Source organism: Sulfurisphaera sp. (genome assembly GCF_059755235.1).
The window spans coordinates 59,416-74,459 of record NZ_DBPRYF010000049.1; the positions used below are offsets into that span (position 1 = coordinate 59,416).

General features: G+C 35.4%; 15 protein-coding genes. 13 read left to right on the plus strand and 2 right to left on the minus strand.

Annotated elements, in window-relative coordinates; all coding sequences use genetic code 11:
- Window position 1 precedes the first annotated feature (1 nt).
- Window positions 2-631, plus strand: a complete 630-nt coding sequence (locus AC3OCB_RS10575; RefSeq protein ID WP_498342455.1) for a hypothetical protein — start codon at window positions 2-4, stop codon at window positions 629-631.
- Here AC3OCB_RS10575 and AC3OCB_RS10580 read toward each other — a convergent pair.
- Window positions 624-1,181, minus strand: coding sequence for an ADP-ribose-binding protein (locus AC3OCB_RS10580; protein ID WP_498342456.1), 558 nt, complete (start codon window positions 1,179-1,181; stop codon window positions 624-626). The two genes, AC3OCB_RS10575 and AC3OCB_RS10580, sit on opposite strands and share 8 nt — an antisense overlap.
- Before the next feature lie 467 nt (window positions 1,182-1,648).
- On the opposite strand from AC3OCB_RS10580, the gene AC3OCB_RS10585 reads away from it, so the two are divergent.
- From AC3OCB_RS10585 to AC3OCB_RS10625, 9 genes are all read left to right on the plus strand, one after another.
- Entirely contained in the window at window positions 1,649-2,575 is a 927-nt protein-coding gene (locus AC3OCB_RS10585) for a DUF973 family protein (RefSeq protein WP_498342457.1), read from the plus strand.
- A 376-nt stretch (window positions 2,576-2,951) separates the two neighbouring features.
- Entirely contained in the window at window positions 2,952-3,122 is a 171-nt protein-coding gene (locus tag AC3OCB_RS10590) for a hypothetical protein (protein WP_498342458.1), read from the plus strand.
- 692 nt (window positions 3,123-3,814) lie between these two features.
- Entirely contained in the window at window positions 3,815-4,519 is a 705-nt protein-coding gene (locus AC3OCB_RS10595; RefSeq protein ID WP_498342459.1) for an ABC transporter ATP-binding protein, read from the plus strand.
- Window position 4,520: 1 nt separating this feature from the next.
- On the plus strand, window positions 4,521-5,876 hold the full coding sequence (locus tag AC3OCB_RS10600) for a hypothetical protein (RefSeq protein WP_498342460.1): 1,356 nt from the start codon (window positions 4,521-4,523) through the stop codon (window positions 5,874-5,876).
- 253 nt (window positions 5,877-6,129) lie between these two features.
- Window positions 6,130-7,791 (plus strand): hypothetical protein, encoded by a 1,662-nt coding sequence (locus tag AC3OCB_RS10605; RefSeq protein ID WP_498342461.1) that lies wholly within the window; start codon window positions 6,130-6,132, stop codon window positions 7,789-7,791.
- A gap of 75 nt (window positions 7,792-7,866) precedes the next feature.
- A complete protein-coding gene (locus AC3OCB_RS10610; RefSeq protein ID WP_498342462.1) occupies window positions 7,867-8,094 on the plus strand; it encodes a hypothetical protein in 228 nt (75 codons plus the stop codon).
- Window positions 8,075-9,409 carry a hypothetical protein gene (locus tag AC3OCB_RS10615; protein WP_498342463.1) on the plus strand — a complete coding sequence of 445 codons (1,335 nt, stop codon included), beginning with the start codon at window positions 8,075-8,077 and terminating at the stop codon, window positions 9,407-9,409. Before AC3OCB_RS10610 ends, AC3OCB_RS10615 begins: the two co-directional genes overlap by 20 nt.
- A gap of 226 nt (window positions 9,410-9,635) precedes the next feature.
- Window positions 9,636-10,340 (plus strand): DUF973 family protein, encoded by a 705-nt coding sequence (locus AC3OCB_RS10620; protein WP_498342464.1) that lies wholly within the window; start codon window positions 9,636-9,638, stop codon window positions 10,338-10,340.
- 597 nt (window positions 10,341-10,937) lie between these two features.
- A complete protein-coding gene (locus AC3OCB_RS10625) occupies window positions 10,938-11,984 on the plus strand; it encodes a hypothetical protein (RefSeq protein ID WP_498342465.1) in 1,047 nt (348 codons plus the stop codon).
- Here AC3OCB_RS10625 and AC3OCB_RS10630 read toward each other — a convergent pair.
- A complete protein-coding gene (locus tag AC3OCB_RS10630) occupies window positions 11,981-13,351 on the minus strand; it encodes an RNA-guided endonuclease InsQ/TnpB family protein (RefSeq protein WP_498342466.1) in 1,371 nt (456 codons plus the stop codon). The two genes, AC3OCB_RS10625 and AC3OCB_RS10630, sit on opposite strands and share 4 nt — an antisense overlap.
- A 143-nt stretch (window positions 13,352-13,494) precedes the next feature.
- Here AC3OCB_RS10630 and AC3OCB_RS10635 point away from each other — a divergent pair, with 143 nt between their 5' ends.
- The 3 genes from AC3OCB_RS10635 (at window position 13,495) to AC3OCB_RS10645 (ending at window position 14,828) form a co-directional block, all read left to right on the plus strand.
- A complete protein-coding gene (locus AC3OCB_RS10635; protein ID WP_498342467.1) occupies window positions 13,495-14,055 on the plus strand; it encodes a hypothetical protein in 561 nt (186 codons plus the stop codon).
- Between the two features lie 145 nt (window positions 14,056-14,200).
- Window positions 14,201-14,434, plus strand: coding sequence for an AF_0619 family ribbon-helix-helix protein (locus AC3OCB_RS10640; protein ID WP_498342468.1), 234 nt, complete (start codon window positions 14,201-14,203; stop codon window positions 14,432-14,434).
- Complete coding sequence (locus AC3OCB_RS10645) at window positions 14,421-14,828, plus strand: type II toxin-antitoxin system VapC family toxin (protein WP_498342469.1); 408 nt, start codon at window positions 14,421-14,423, stop codon at window positions 14,826-14,828. Before AC3OCB_RS10640 ends, AC3OCB_RS10645 begins: the two co-directional genes overlap by 14 nt.
- The last annotated feature ends 216 nt before the right edge of the window (window positions 14,829-15,044 follow it).

Here is a 15,044-nt window from a genome sequence, read left to right on the forward strand (position 1 = left end):
TATGATAGAGTGCACTAAAGTTTTTGCTGAAGGAAATACTGAAGTATTACTGCTAAAAAGAGTCTATAATATACAAGATAGATACAGTTCACCAGAAATAATAGCTTCTCTCAACGGAAAAGATAATGTGATATATCGTTTTAAAAACGAAGTATCTCTAGGATCTCCTATAGAAAAGGGCAATATATGTTATTTAGTTGATGGTAATGATGAAGGTTTCGATGCAATATACGATAAGATAAATAACATTACTAGCGGAATAAAGTTTGAAGTCAAGAAACCTTCCATCAAATTATGTGGAACTATGGGTTGCCACGTTTTAATAGTAATAGGTAAAAAGGATAATGACTACAAAGGTTGTATAGAAACGTTATTGAATGAGGTTTTAAATAGTAAAGTTACAAGTGAAATAGATGAAATAGTCGACAGAATATTGAACTTTAAGGGAAAAAGAAATAAGCTCTCAACTTGCGATGAAGAAAAGATAAAGTTTTATGAAAGAGTTCTTTTATTATCGAACGATCCGTCAGCGTTGTATATAAATAAAAATTTTGTAGATGAGTTCCTAAAACTTGTTGACCCTCAAGATATTAAACAGATTCTTAACATAGAAATAAAACCTCCTACTTAAGTTTAAGAGTTTTATAATTACTCTCAAATGTCCTTTCAAAAACGTTATAGGCTTCATCTCCGTAAAGGCAAACAATTACTTTCTTGACTGACCTCGCTTTTTCCGAGAACTTCATTATTTCATTAAACATTATTGAAGCACATCTATCATAAGGATAACCATATATCCCAGTTGAAATAGCAGGTAAAGCAATTGACTCCGCTCCAAGTTCTTCAGCCTTCTCTAAAGACGATCTTATTGCTGAAGCTAGTTTTTCGTCACCGTTTTCGTCACCATAAATCGGACCTACAGCGTGAATAACATATTTTGCCTTTAACTTGCCAGCTGTAGTTACTGCAACGCTTCCAGTTGGTACTACACCGTGTTCTCTGACATATCTGTCACTCTCCTCTTGTATTATTCTTCCTCCTTTCCTAACTATGGCTCCAGCAACACCTCCTCCATGTTTTAGATAAGAGTTAGCTGCGTTAACAATTGCATCAACCTTAAGCTCCGTTATATCCCCTTGAATCAGAAGAATAGTCAGATTCTTGAACTTATATTCCTTCACAAATTAGAGTAAGTTAAAGGAGAAATAAAATTATTGTGAAAAGTAAGAACCTTTCCTTCTACGTAACCTAAACATAAAACACTATGAAACACATAACCAAATAAAGGATTATGATAGTGGACATGAAGTCTACTGGAATATATATGAGATAAAATATAGTTAAATTAATTACGCTTATACAGAGGTTTAAGGGGTAAATATAGGTTTTGTTAAGGCTAGATAGAAATTAAAGGGAAGAAACTATAGCGGATAGAATAGACAATAGCATTTATTTTACTACGGTGTGTTAATAATTGTGGGGTTAACCCATTTTAAGTGTTGAAAATTACTAAAAATAAAACATATTACAATTTCCCCTTAAGAATTAAAAAGTTATAAAATATAAGCTATAGGTAAATCGACAAATAAACTCATTTTGCGGAGAAAGAGAACAATAAGGTTTTTATCTTAGTTTCTAATTTTCTATTATGCAGAGCGAATTTGAAGGAATTAATAAATTACGTAAAGGAACACTACTACTAATCTTGGTACCACTACTTATCGGATTTATAGCTTTAATACTAGGTGCCTCATTATTCTCAATAGCAACCCCTGGAGCAGTGTCAGCAGCACTAGGAGCTGTTGGAGCTTTAGTGGCAGTGATTGTTATTGGAGCTATACTAGGAATTATAGGATTACTTAACATTAGAGGAGGTTTTAGAATCCTCAATAGTTTAGGTAGAGACGTTGGAATAGGATATACTGGAACAACATTATATCTTGTATCTCTTATCTTGATCCTTATCGGTGCAATATTGACGATTGTCCTTGTTGGTGTATTTATAGTATATCTTGGAGAAGTTCTTTTAATCATAGCAGACATATTAATTGGGGTAGGATTTTACAAGGTTGGAGAAATATACAATGAAAGCACAACAAAGATAGGAGGGATTCTAGCAGCAATACCTATAGGCATTGTTTCATTTATTGGTCTTATTCTAGTTTATGTAGGTCTAGGTAAGATAAGACCTATGGGAACTGTAATCCCTCCAGCTCAACTTGGCTATCCCCCAAGTAACATAAATCCAATGGGTGCACCAATGCCTCAAACTCAACCCAATTACCCTTCTCAGATTTATCAAGTAGGACAAGGGATAATTAGAGGAAACGGTTATGCTCAAGTTTCACTTTATTCCTCTACACAAGCTACAGTCTTGTCAGCTAGAATTGAGGGGACTGGACTCTCTTCAGTTAATGTCAATCCAGTTGTCTTGCAACCTGGACAGAATGAGGTTACTATTTGGTTTAGCAATGTAAGTTTACTGACCCCTGGTTCAAACTATATCGTAACCTTAGTTGTAAGTATAGGGGGAAACATGAGTGAGGTAAAGGCTACAGCTGTTTATCAACCTTGAGGTTTTTTTATGGTTATGTGATGTAAGACTTTTATAGTTTAATAGTAAAACTTGAAGATGTCATACTCTAGCTATGTGAATTTTGGATAGTTTGTTTATATAATATAGATTTTTCTCGTTTAAAATAAGTTTCTTAAAAACTCAAAAACTATTATTTTTAACAAGAAATAGAACTTATTCTACTCTCGTATAAGAAAGGTGTTAGACTGTGCTATTCCTTTGTAAATTTCTATTTGAAAATCATTTCTTGCTTTTTTAAAGCTAACACGATAGAATATCATATGATTAAGATCTTTTATCATAACGAAATAATATCTAAAGTGATTATCATCATATTTTTTTAAGAGCGGAAAAGGTGAAATTATGTCTGAACTAGATGGAATTAGGTAAACTACGCTTAGGAATTATGTTACTTATATTTGAAGAGCTTTTGACAGACCTAGTCGTAGTAGAAGCTGTACTATCACTCTTACCTCCATTAGAAATCTTAATCCACAGTCCTTTATCCAACAATCAGTGTGCAAGAATTAGCAAGGCAACTAATTGAAAGTGATAAAGCTAGTGGTTTTCTTTTCACTTTACTTTTTGCTGGTTCTTTGCATTTATAGCACTTGTAATCCCTTATTGTGGTGCCAATTGAAGCTATAAAAGGATTTGATACCTAGAACAATTACGTTAAATGGTCTTACCTAGGTGTTTATGAGATTGTAATGCTCTTTATATCAGTTGCAGTTAATGTAATGGCAACGAACTCTGCTTTGCCACTTTAAATTTTCCAACTCACATAGCTAATTGTAAGAGCAATAGGTATAATTAACTACACTCTTATTGTTACAGCTCTTTACGATATATGAAAATTTTACAACCAAAGTCTCCTTAAGATAGGAGGTAATACTGATTATAATTCCTTTGAGCTTATAGGCGACTTAATTCCTCTGCTTATATCCTCGATTTCGCTATCTAATGCAGTTTACTCTTCCTTATCATTTACTCTAATTACGTTCATTTTGTCAGTGCTTTGTTATATAGGTTTAGAGTAATAAAGAGGAAGAGCGGGTCATTTGTCAGGTCAAGGATCCCGGAACTAGCTGAAAAGGAGATTGCGTTAAAGATAATAGCATACAATATAAGGAGAACAATAACTCTAAATAATTCTATATTTATTTTTGTTATTTATAGGTTTTCTACAGAGCTCAAACTTTGGAAAAAGTTTTTATCCTTATACTCTTCTCTCTCATTATGGAATGCATTGAAGTTAGAAACTTAGTCAAGCGTTATGGAAACATAGTCGCTCTCAATAATTTATCTTTCTCAGTCCCTTGTTTAGGTAGATACGCTTTGCTTGGTCCCAACGGTGCTGGTAAGTCCACGACTCTTAAGATTTTAGCTGGTTTGCTTAAACCTGATCAAGGCGAAGTCTACATCAAAGGTTTGCCACCTAACTCAAAAGAGGTTAAGAAAGTCCTAGGTTACTTGCCTGAGGATGCCATGCCTTACAGAACGTTGACGGTAAGAGAGAATCTAGAGTACTTTTCCTCATTCAGAGGAGTACCAAGGGAGAGGGTTTATGAGTTGATCAACCTTCTTGAGCTGGAGAGTTACGTGAACGTTGAGGCTGGGAAACTGTCAAGGGGGAATTTACAAAAGCTCTCTATTGCTTTAACAATTCTTCACAATCCAGAGATCGTCTTGTTAGATGAACCGCTAAATTACCTTGATATACCTACACAAGAGAGGGTTATAGGTGTTTTAAGGAGCATGAATTCAACGTTTTTAGTTTCTACCCACATTATGTCAATTGCAACTCGTCTAACAGACCACGTTATTATTATAAACAGAGGTGGAGTTGTATGGAGTGGAACAATTGAAGAGTTAAAAAGGCTAGGGAAAGAGGACGAGCCAATTGAAAGCATTGTTGCTAGGATAATGAGTACCGGCGTTTAAAATGTTATGGGAACTAGTTAAGTTCAAGGTAAGGACAACTTTTAGGAAGTCTGCAATGGCTGTTTATGCATTTGTCTTACTTGTGTTACTCTTAAATTCTTTCTCCCTCTCTCATGTCCATCTCCCTTCACCAGCATTATATGAGCTTACCGTTATAGGAATAGCTATCCTCTCCCTAATATTTTTGACTAACAGCATTTACACTTCTTTCTTTATTCAAAAATCCGACGTAGATTTTCTTTATATGTTACCAGTTAACGAAAGGGAGTTAGAAGTTGCTTACTCTATCTCAGCCTTCCTAATAAACTTAATATCAGCAGTGGTTATAGCCATAATCCTATTTCCAGTTATCTCTTTCCTTTCCGTGCCTGTGGCGTTAATGGTTGCCTTGATGAGTGCTTTTTCCTTCTTTGCCTTTAAGAGTTATAGAAAAATTATATCTCCCTTAATTGCAATTTGGATGCTGTCCTCACTCTTGGAGTTCCCGTTTTCGCCATTCTCAATGTTGTTTGGTTACGTTTACGGCTATTTTATTTTGGCTGTGTTAGACATTATAACCGTGTTTCTTGGCATAAAAAACGCAAGTGTCGAGGATTTAATAGATGAGTTCTATAGGAGGCAAGGACTTCTTACACAACCAGGCAAAATTACAACCTCAATCTCATTATACTCTTCATCACCTTTGGTCGCAATGTTAAAGAGGAACTTTAACTTTATCGAGATCGGAGGAAGGATAAATATGGGTACCGGAATACCATATATAATAAACAAGAGGGTGAAAATGTATAAAATACTGCCTATTACTATTGCAGTTGGAATATTAAATTACATAGGATTTTCATTAATAAAGGGTCATCTCCCTCACATTGCATTTCTTGTATTAGAGCTTAATATAGTTTTGTTAGCAGGGCTTTTCATCATCTTATTTACTACCCAATCAGCATTTGTAAATGAACCTTTATGGCTTAACTTATCAGTTATGACTCCAGTGGAGTTCGCCATGAGATATTTGTTAGCAAAGACTCTCTCAGTGTTTATACTTTTCTTACCAATCTCGATCTCTGTAATTCTCCTTAGCCCCTTAATGGGTGTTGGTAGCTTATTTATCCCACTCACTTATATTTATGGCGCATCTGTTAACGCTAGGTTCTACCCCGTGCTAATGTCACAGACACCTTCTTATGATGCAAGAGTCCTTACTGGAGGTCTATCAGTTGCCGGGGCTTTTATACCTAATATATTTAGATTCTTTCTTACCAATTTTTGGAGTTATACCGACTTTAGCTGGAGTTATAGTAACTTTGGCTTTTACTTTACCGTTCTTGCTCTCAAAGGGCTATTGGGAGAGGACTTTTGAAAAAACAATAACTAGTCTATGATCTCCTCCCTGCTAGTGAAGCTTTTTCATTCGCTTCTTAAAAACAATTCTTTTCTTATTACTATCTCTTTTTGTGTTAACGAGTAAGTAAGTTATTAAAAAGCTTTATCTTAACTCAATAATACCTTTCTCTAGTTATAACCTTGAAGTAAAAAAGACGAGGCAATATGCAATGGAGTCCCTTATCTTTGGGTAAATTATTTAAACTTTTATCATTATATTTTATCTCGACATGAAGAAAAGCCAATTAGCAAAAACATCTATCATCCTATTTTCTCTACTGCTCTTCGTCTCCTCATTGTCTTTATTAACTTTTTCACAAGTGACTGTAATATCTTTCAATGAAACGATAATATCTACAACCCCTCAAAGTATCTCCAACCACGTGTACTACTTGAGTTTAACTGTTAAAGGTTTTACTATTATAAATAAAACTTCAGTAAGTTCCAACATTACTTCAATGACTGGTTATATATCTGCATTAGGATTATTGTCTCCTCTACCTCTAAATGGAGTTCCGCTTACACCACCACAAGCTATTGGAGACAACATCTATTTCGTCTACGTACCTGGCGTTAGTTCAATTTCGAACTTGAATAACATCACAAAGACTTACTTAGCTTATGCGAACTACACCAACGGAAGTTGGCACGTTAAAAATGTAATAACAAGCGGCGTTGTGACTGGAATTTTTGCTTATAATAACTCAATCTATGCATTATGGAAGTCTTCTCATGGTGGAGAAACTTATCTACTTTCAATCTCTCAAAACAACGTAATTAAAAACATTTCAATCAACGTACCAAATGCCTCCTACATTGAAGTAGGTAAGGGTATAGCAGTCATTTCAAACTCTTCATCCTCACTCAACTTGCAGTCGTTATCAACTACTGGGTTAAATATACAATACTATGTCATCAACTTGTCCACGGGCAAAGTCATTTACAAAATACCAGATTATAATGGAAATCCCCCAATTCTGGTTTCAGTTAGCAATGACTTAGGATTAGTGAGCTACACATCTGTTACCGGGTCACCAACTGGGTTATCATACCTTGTCTTATACAACCTATCAACAAATAAAACCATATCAGAAAAGAGTTTTTACGGAACAGCCTTGGGCTACATAAACGGTAAGTTCATTTTAGCTTATGATGAACAAGTATTTGGAACTAGTGCCATTGAGACACTTTCAGTTTATAACTTAACTTGGGGACAGCTTTACAAAGAGAGTGAGACAATCTCTCCAACCTCACTAAATTCTCCTGACGGTCTGTTTGTAAACTCGTCTACAGTCTCTATATTGTTAACTCAAATCTCTCTTCGTCCGAATGTACAAACTGACCAAGTTACAGAAAACTCATCACTTAAAATTATAAATGTATTCCAAATACCTAAACCCTTCACAATTAACGTTTCTGAACAACACTACCCCGGATATACACTACTAAACATCTCATGGAATGAAAATCAGAGCGACACATACCTCGTTTACGTAAATAATACTCTATTTGCTCAAACAAAGAGCGAGTCCATACAATATAATGCAACTGAAAACGGTACGTACTTGGTAAAAGTTATTGCTGAGAACCCACTCGGAGAAATTCAAGAGAATATGACAGTTAGTGTCACGGTTTACCCAGTTCAAGTAACGTCCACCACTACGACCACTTCTACGACAATCAGTACAACAGCTACCACAACCAATACAACAACTAGTACAACAACCACATCCTCAGCTATAACTTCTTCGACATCATCTCCTCCTGCAACAACAAGCTCTACAACAACCTCTCAGAGTGCAACTAGTCTAAGCTTATCTCTCGTCATATCGATTGTTTTGATAGTAGTCATAGTCATAGCATTAACTGTCTTCTTAGCTAGAAGAAAGTGAAATTATTTTTTCTTTCCAAACCGGCTCAAATTAGTGCCAATAAATATTTTTATGTTTCCAATCAAAGGTGAATATATGAATAATGGACAAAAGTCAAGGGGGACAGAAAAAGTTAATTTTGTAGAGCGCTTTATCCCGTTTGGAATGAATCAATTACAGAGAGTTTATAAATCAATTAAATTTCTCGAAACAGAAAGTAACAGAAACGCCAATAAAATCAAGTCATCCATAGAAATAAAAAGTAAGATGAAACAAGTGAAAGCAGAAGGAGTACTGATTAGCAATGCTTTGGGACTTGATTAAGTTCAAAATAAGAACAACATTTAGGAAATCAATTATCTTCTCAGTCATATTAGTTCTTATCGTCTTTTCCTTTGAGTTTCCATCCTCTTCAGATGCTCGCCTCTCTCCATATACGTTATACGGTTATGCAATTGGTGGGATAGCTTATATCTCCTTTTACTTCCTCATGAGCAGTATTTACACCTCTATATTTATCCAGAAGTCTGACATTGATTTCCTCTACACGTTACCCTTTGAGGAGAGAGATATAGTGGTTGCACAGTCGATCTCTTCCTTTTTGCTGAGTTTATTCTCAACAATATTTGCTGCCTATCTTCTTTTCCCACTCCTTTCTTTCCTTTCCATCTTAGTAGTATTGATGGTCTCTATCATAAACACATTCTCTTATTTCGCTTTTAAGAAACACAGAAAGATCATATCTGCAATAATTACTGTTTGGATGCTATCTTCGATTTTGAAGTTCCCGTTCTCTCCATTTTCCATGATTTTTGGCTATGTTTACGGCTATTTCATTTTAGGTGCACTAGATGTTATAGTCTTAGTCCTAGGGATGAGGAATGCAAACATTGAGGATTTAATAAATGGGTTTTATAGGAGGCAAGGAATTCTCTCTCAAGGAGGTAAAGCAACAACTTCAATCTCTCTCTATTCTTCATCACCTTTAGTCGCAATGCTAAAGAGACACTTAAACTTTATTGAGATTGGTGGGAGGGTTAACCTAGGTGGTGTAGTGCAACAAATAAATAGGAGAGTGAAACTCTATAAAATGCTTATTGTCACTTCTGCACTTGCAGCAGTTTACTACGTAATCTTTGCGTTCCTATTTAGAGTTTCTTTCGGGGAGGAATTTGTAGTTGGGTTCACGGGCTTTTACTTTGTCATGTTCACTTCTCAATCTGCTTTCATAAATGAACCTTTATGGCTAAACTTATCAGTTATGACACCCATAGATTACGCTAGAAAATATGTTCTAACTAAGACCCTCTCGTTGTTCATAATTCTCTTACCATTTTCAGTTTCGCTTATCCTACTTAACCCGGTAGCAGGGCTAGGTAGTCTCTTGATCCCGTTTGTCTTCGTATATGTTTCCTCAATTTACGCCAGATTCTACCCAGTCTCACAGTCACAAATACCGCAGTTCAGTTTTAGAAATATGGTTGTAGGTTACTTGTCTTCTGCCTCTCTCATACCTATATTTTTGGACGTTTTCTTCCCAATTGGTGGAGCCATAGCTACCGCAATTTTCACTTTCCCGTTCTTGCTTTCAAAGAGTTATCGGGAGAGGACGTTTGAAAAGACAATAACTAGTCTCTGATTTTTTCACACAAATTTTTTAGCACGTAAGTTTAGTCAAATATAGCCATAAGATCCAAGCTTATCAGAAATCATGGAAGTTAGTGCTTTTGTTATAATCCCTATCATGTTCTAAATGTATTACAAGTTAAATTGAGCGTGGAAGAGAAAAGCGAATAGATATTATCGTAGTCTTAACGCCAAGTTTATAATGTAAAATTTTTATTTCTCCACAACTTACTTTTTATATGCAAAGTGAATTTGACGGACTTAAAAAGATACGTTCGGCACTTTCGTTTTTAGTAGTTTCTCAAGAATTATTGGAAGCTGGAGCTTTTCTTCTCTTACTTTTTGTATTCTTTACCTCCACTGAAGGGGCAACATATCCTTTACTCGGTCTCGTTATCGTATCAATAGGATTTGTCCTTTACGTTTTATCTATAGCGAAATTTAGATCTGGGTTTAAATTATTGAGGAACTTCTACAGACATTTGGGAATTGGTTATTTGGGAGCAAATCTAATTATCATAGGTTATGTCTTAATTCTCCTTATGATATTTTATGATGTACACATAGCTACCAGCTTCACTAGCAAGACCTATGCTGTGAACACTCTAAACCTTCAACCAGTTTTTCCTTTGAGTTTTTACTTAGCTAATGTATTAGTTGCACTAATTCCAGATTTAGGTAATATGTTACTGATGCTGGGGATTTACAGAATAGGCAATATATATGACGAAATTTATGTAAGAGTAGGAGGTTTGTTAGTAATTGTAGGTTTCATTTTATCTATTGCAGAGATATTTATTGAGATGTACGGCAATTTTATAGCCTCTAACATTATATTACCAATTACTATAATAGCTGTTTCACTCTTCGCAATAAATTCTATCCTCTTCTTCATTGGTGCATCTTTTGTATATCAAGGGTTGGGTAAGATATTACGAAAATAGAAGGATGTTTTTTACTAAAAAATTTAGAAAATTTAATTCTTCAATTAGAATAATTACCTCTTAATATTATATTTTCTTAGTAATTCTGATATAATATCTTGTGAGCTAGAAAAAAGACGTAGTTTGCTAAGCAGTAAATTAATTTTATCTTTATATCCGTATGTTACCTTAGATTATGTAGATCTTAACTAAATATAGAAGAGGCTGTAATTCGATCTCTTCAGCAGAGTATTGGTAATCATCTTAACGTTAGAATAATGATAAGCAAAATTTTGTTTATCAATTGCACGTGTTACTAGTCTATCACATGAATGTACTGAAATATGAATGGAAAACTAATATCTCAGACAACTCTTGCATATGTGCCGAGAAAGCATAAGTAAGTCGAAGTAAAGATAAGATTTGTTGAGATCGCTCTGCTTTTCAATATCCTTTGTTTAGACAAGTTTATTATCTGTTAGATATTAGCTATATCATTTCTTCTACTAGTTAAAACAATATAGATTGTAAAATGTAAAGACAGTCAGACAAAAATGAAGTCCGACTGTAACACTACTTTGGATAAAATTTTTTAAATCGTCAGTTTTATTTGCTCTTATGAAGAAGGCTCTCCTTTCGTTTTTCCTTATTCTTCCTTTTTTTCTCTCATCGATAACAACCTTTTCATTAGCTCTTGATTTGTCCTTAAGTGGAACAATAGTCGTTACAACCCCTCAGAGCATTTCTAATCACGTATATTACTTGAGTGAGAGTGTAAAAGGTCAAGTGACAGTAAATGGGGGATCAACTAACATCAACATAACTTCAGTTTCTACTTTTATATCTGGTCTAGGACTTCCTCCTTTACCTCTAAATGGTGTTCCTATTACACCGCCTAAAGCTGTTGGAGACAACATCTATTTTGTTTATGTTCCGGGTGTTTCTTCAATTCCAAACGGCTATTCATTGAATGAAACCTACTTAGCTTATGCTAACTACACAAACGGAAGCTGGCACGTTAAAAATGTGATAACAAACGGAGTAGTTTCTGATATTTTCGCTTATAACAACTCTATCTACGCTCTTTGGAAATCATCTCCAGCAGGGAAAACTTACCTACTTTCACTTTTTCATAACCAAGTGGTAAGAAACGTTTCTATAAACGTTGCAAATGCATCAACAATAGAAGTCAGCAACTGTTTAGGAGTTATTTCAAATGCCTCTTTGAACTTCACCCAAGAGTTAGTAGGTCTTCACACTAACACTGAGTATTTCGTTATAAACCTCTCAACAGGGAAAGTACTTTACCAAATACCAGACTACAATGACGTTAAGCCAAACTCAGTTTCAGTAAGCAACGGCATAGGTCTAGTTACTTATGTTCAGAGCGCTTCTTCCTCTTACCTTGTATTGCTCAATTTATCAACTGGTAAAATTATCTCGGTCAAAAGTTTCAATGAAGTCGCAGTAGGGTTTATCAACGACAAGTTTATCCTTGTGGAAGAGGAGCAAACGAACGGGAACAACGTAATTGAAACGTTTTCAATTTACAATATGAGCTGGGGACTGCTTTACCACGAAACCATGGTAGGTTCTGAGAGCTCACTATATGACGCAGACGGTCTTCTTGTCAATTCAACTGATCTGACCTCCTCCCCGCTCTAAAGAGCAAGGGTTCTCACTCTTGTTAGAGCGGAGAGGTTTAGGGCTACATCCTTACGTTCAGCCCTAGGCTGGGTGTTCCGCCAGTTACCCCTATCCCGTGAGGGACTCAAGGTTATGGATTTTTTCAAGATGTTGAAAGCACCGACTATGTCGGCGTTAAATACTTTGTTTAACTTAAGACACTTGAAGAGCCCTCTTACTATTCTCTTCCCGCAACTGTTTCCGTGAATTGGACATGTTGATGAGGTATAGGCTTCATCAACTTCTTCAACAGTCATCCCATACTCTTCTGCAACTTCTTTGAGTCTGTCTATTACTTGTTTGTAGCTCCAAACGTTGGTGACGTTGAAATTACCTTTCTGTTGTGCAATGTACTTAGGATGACCTACATAGATAATCGAGACTCCTTTCTCATATAACCACTCTACAACTCTCCTAACCTGTGTCTCTATATAATGCCAGACTCTTTTCTTCCACGTTTTGAACATGATATTGAGTTTATGTGTTGTCTTAACTCCATATTTGTTTATCAGACTCTGATACTCGGCAATCCTTTCTCTCCAATAATGAGACTCTGATTTTATTGGTCTTCCGTTCACCAAGACTGAGGAACCGTCTTCCGTGTACACAGCCATCAAATTGTTTACTCCTAGATCTATTCCTGCTCTTAAATTACCTTTAGGTGTTAGAGGGACTTTTCTCCAAACATCTCTAACAGCTTTTTCCGTCACGGTGTAGGTTATATGAGCATACCACGTCTTAGTATCTGGGTCGTAATGGATCTCCATTCTGCGTTGTTTGCCCTTTAAGTGAATCAGCCCCGAATATTCCACTTCTATCCATCCTACAGCACCCGTTCCTTTTATAAGAATTTTATTTTGCTTAACCTCGTATTGGTCATTTCTCAACACGACCCACAGTTCCCTTGATTTACCCCTCTTTTTATAACCTGGCGGGTTTACTTTCTTTATAAAACCAGGCAGACTATCGTCCTTCTTTTCCTTCAACTCTCTAAAGAAAGATCTCCACGCCTCATTATTCTTATTTAGAACTTGCTGTACTGTGGCAGAACCTATTAGTTTCTTGTATTTTTCTTGGAACTCTTTATATGTTGTTTTTAAATCCACTTTTTTCTTTCCGAAAAACTGCATCCTTCTAGCATAAGTGACTTCGTTCCACAACTTCGATGAGATGCTACATAACGACTTTAGTTTTGCTTCAGTACTTTTGTTTGGCAAAAGTTTAACTGTACTTGTTCTAACTATTTCTGGTTCATCTTCTTGGGGAGGGTTAGCCATGGGGAGCATAGAATAAGAGAGAAGAGGTGTGTCGCTTTCAAGGGCAGTCGCTAAAGGGTGGCTCCCCATGACTATCCCTACCAATAAAAACTTTATATTGAAAATTTATAAATTTTTCTTATCTAACATCCCCGCCTTAAAAAACGAGGCTTTCATTTTTAAATTTAACGATCTTGCTGACTCATGTCTCAACACAAGTGAATATATTTGGATTGCAAGTTACGGTAACTTCCTCATTAGAATTTTACAACGCTCTTCAATCACCTAAACCCTTCACTATTTACGTCACTGAACTTCATTATCCGGGATACACGATACTAAACATCTCATGGAATGAAAACCAGCAGGACACGTACCTTGTGTATGTAAATGACTCTCTTCTGGGGCAGACTAAGGGAGAGTCCATGGAGTACAATGTGACCGAAAACGGGACTTACTTGATAAAAATTATTGTAGAGAATCCCCTTGGGAAGCTGGAAGAAAATGCAACTATTAACGTTACAGTTTACCCTGTTCAGAAAACAACAAGTTCTTTATCGGCTACTAATAGCTCGAGTACAATGACAAAAAGCAGTTCAACAGTAACCCCTGTGACTACTATATATACCTTTACTTACTCAAATCAAAGTAGCTCTACTACGAGTTCGAACACGTCGATAACCATGGCGCTTTACACATCTCACACCATCATGAAATCTACATTTCCAATTATTGCGATAATAGTCATCATTATAACAGTAGCGTTACTCCTCTTACTAGTTAGAAGAAAGTAATTTTTCTCTTTAGCTAACTAGTTAATCATGATTATGAATATTTTTATGCGTTCACGTTATTAACCTGTTCACATGTTTTCTTTTTCTGTTGACAAAAGAGTAAACTTTATATCTTCGAAAATCAAATATTGTCATGTGAATAAACATGAGTGAAGTAATTTCCGTTAGGGTTAGTAAAAAGCTAAAACAAGAGCTTGAAGAACTTGGAATTGATTACCCTGAAAAAGTAAGACAATATCTAGAGGAGCTTGTAATGATGGAGAAGAGGAGAAGGGCTTTAAAAGATGCTGAAGAACTAAGGAAGAGATTAAAAAGCTCTAGACCAGGATGGATGGATATAAGAGAAGATAGGGACGCTGAGGATGATGATTATCGTTGATTCTTCTGCCATTATTTCTCTTTATTTCCCTGAAAAATATAGTGAAGAAGTGGTCAAGTTCCTTCAGAAAGAAAGTGACGTTCACACACTTGATTTAGCTTTTTATGAAGTTGCAAGTGCAATCAGAAAGAAAGTAATTAGAAAAGAAATATCAGCTGAAGACGCTAAAAATATATATGAAGAGATTAAGGCGGAGTTCTTCGGGTCTTTAAAAATTCATCGTGTTGATGAAGTTATAGATGATGCTCTTGAATTAGCGTTAAACTACAACATGTCAGTATATGACGCTTCCTTTGTTCAATTAGCAATAAAGTACAACGGGAAATTGTTAACTACTGACGAAAGATTAATGAATGTTCAAGGTTTGAAAAAGTATTTCATAGAGCTAACATAAGGCGTTAGCCCATAGGCAGAAAACGATCAAAGCTTTTAATGTATATCGTATGACTGAAATGAGAAGGGGAAGAGTATTGGATCTAGCTTTTTATTGTAGCGGTAAAAAATTTTCAAATAAGTTGATTCACTCTTTAAAAAGATAACAAGATATTTTAAAATTAACTCTGTGTTTTTCTTTTTAACTGTTTCTTTTAATGCCACAAATTTTATTCAT

Excerpts from the sequence above, each read along its gene's own strand:
- AC3OCB_RS10590 (WP_498342458.1), top strand. The coding sequence starts at position 2,952 with ATGGAATTAGGTAAACTACGCTTAGGAATTATGTTACTTATATTTGAA.
- AC3OCB_RS10585 (WP_498342457.1), top strand. The coding sequence starts at position 1,649 with ATGCAGAGCGAATTTGAAGGAATTAATAAATTACGTAAAGGAACACTA.
- AC3OCB_RS10645 (WP_498342469.1), top strand. The coding sequence starts at position 14,421 with ATGATTATCGTTGATTCTTCTGCCATTATTTCTCTTTATTTCCCTGAA.
- AC3OCB_RS10640 (WP_498342468.1), top strand. The coding sequence starts at position 14,201 with ATGAGTGAAGTAATTTCCGTTAGGGTTAGTAAAAAGCTAAAACAAGAG.
- AC3OCB_RS10600 (WP_498342460.1), top strand. The coding sequence starts at position 4,521 with ATGTTATGGGAACTAGTTAAGTTCAAGGTAAGGACAACTTTTAGGAAG.
- AC3OCB_RS10615 (WP_498342463.1), top strand. The coding sequence starts at position 8,075 with ATGCTTTGGGACTTGATTAAGTTCAAAATAAGAACAACATTTAGGAAA.
- AC3OCB_RS10605 (WP_498342461.1), top strand. The coding sequence starts at position 6,130 with ATGAAGAAAAGCCAATTAGCAAAAACATCTATCATCCTATTTTCTCTA.
- AC3OCB_RS10630 (WP_498342466.1), bottom strand. The coding sequence starts at position 13,351 with ATGGGGAGCCACCCTTTAGCGACTGCCCTTGAAAGCGACACACCTCTT.
- AC3OCB_RS10595 (WP_498342459.1), top strand. The coding sequence starts at position 3,815 with ATGGAATGCATTGAAGTTAGAAACTTAGTCAAGCGTTATGGAAACATA.
- AC3OCB_RS10625 (WP_498342465.1), top strand. The coding sequence starts at position 10,938 with ATGAAGAAGGCTCTCCTTTCGTTTTTCCTTATTCTTCCTTTTTTTCTC.
- AC3OCB_RS10575 (WP_498342455.1), top strand. The coding sequence starts at position 2 with ATGATAGAGTGCACTAAAGTTTTTGCTGAAGGAAATACTGAAGTATTA.
- AC3OCB_RS10610 (WP_498342462.1), top strand. The coding sequence starts at position 7,867 with ATGAATAATGGACAAAAGTCAAGGGGGACAGAAAAAGTTAATTTTGTA.
- AC3OCB_RS10620 (WP_498342464.1), top strand. The coding sequence starts at position 9,636 with ATGCAAAGTGAATTTGACGGACTTAAAAAGATACGTTCGGCACTTTCG.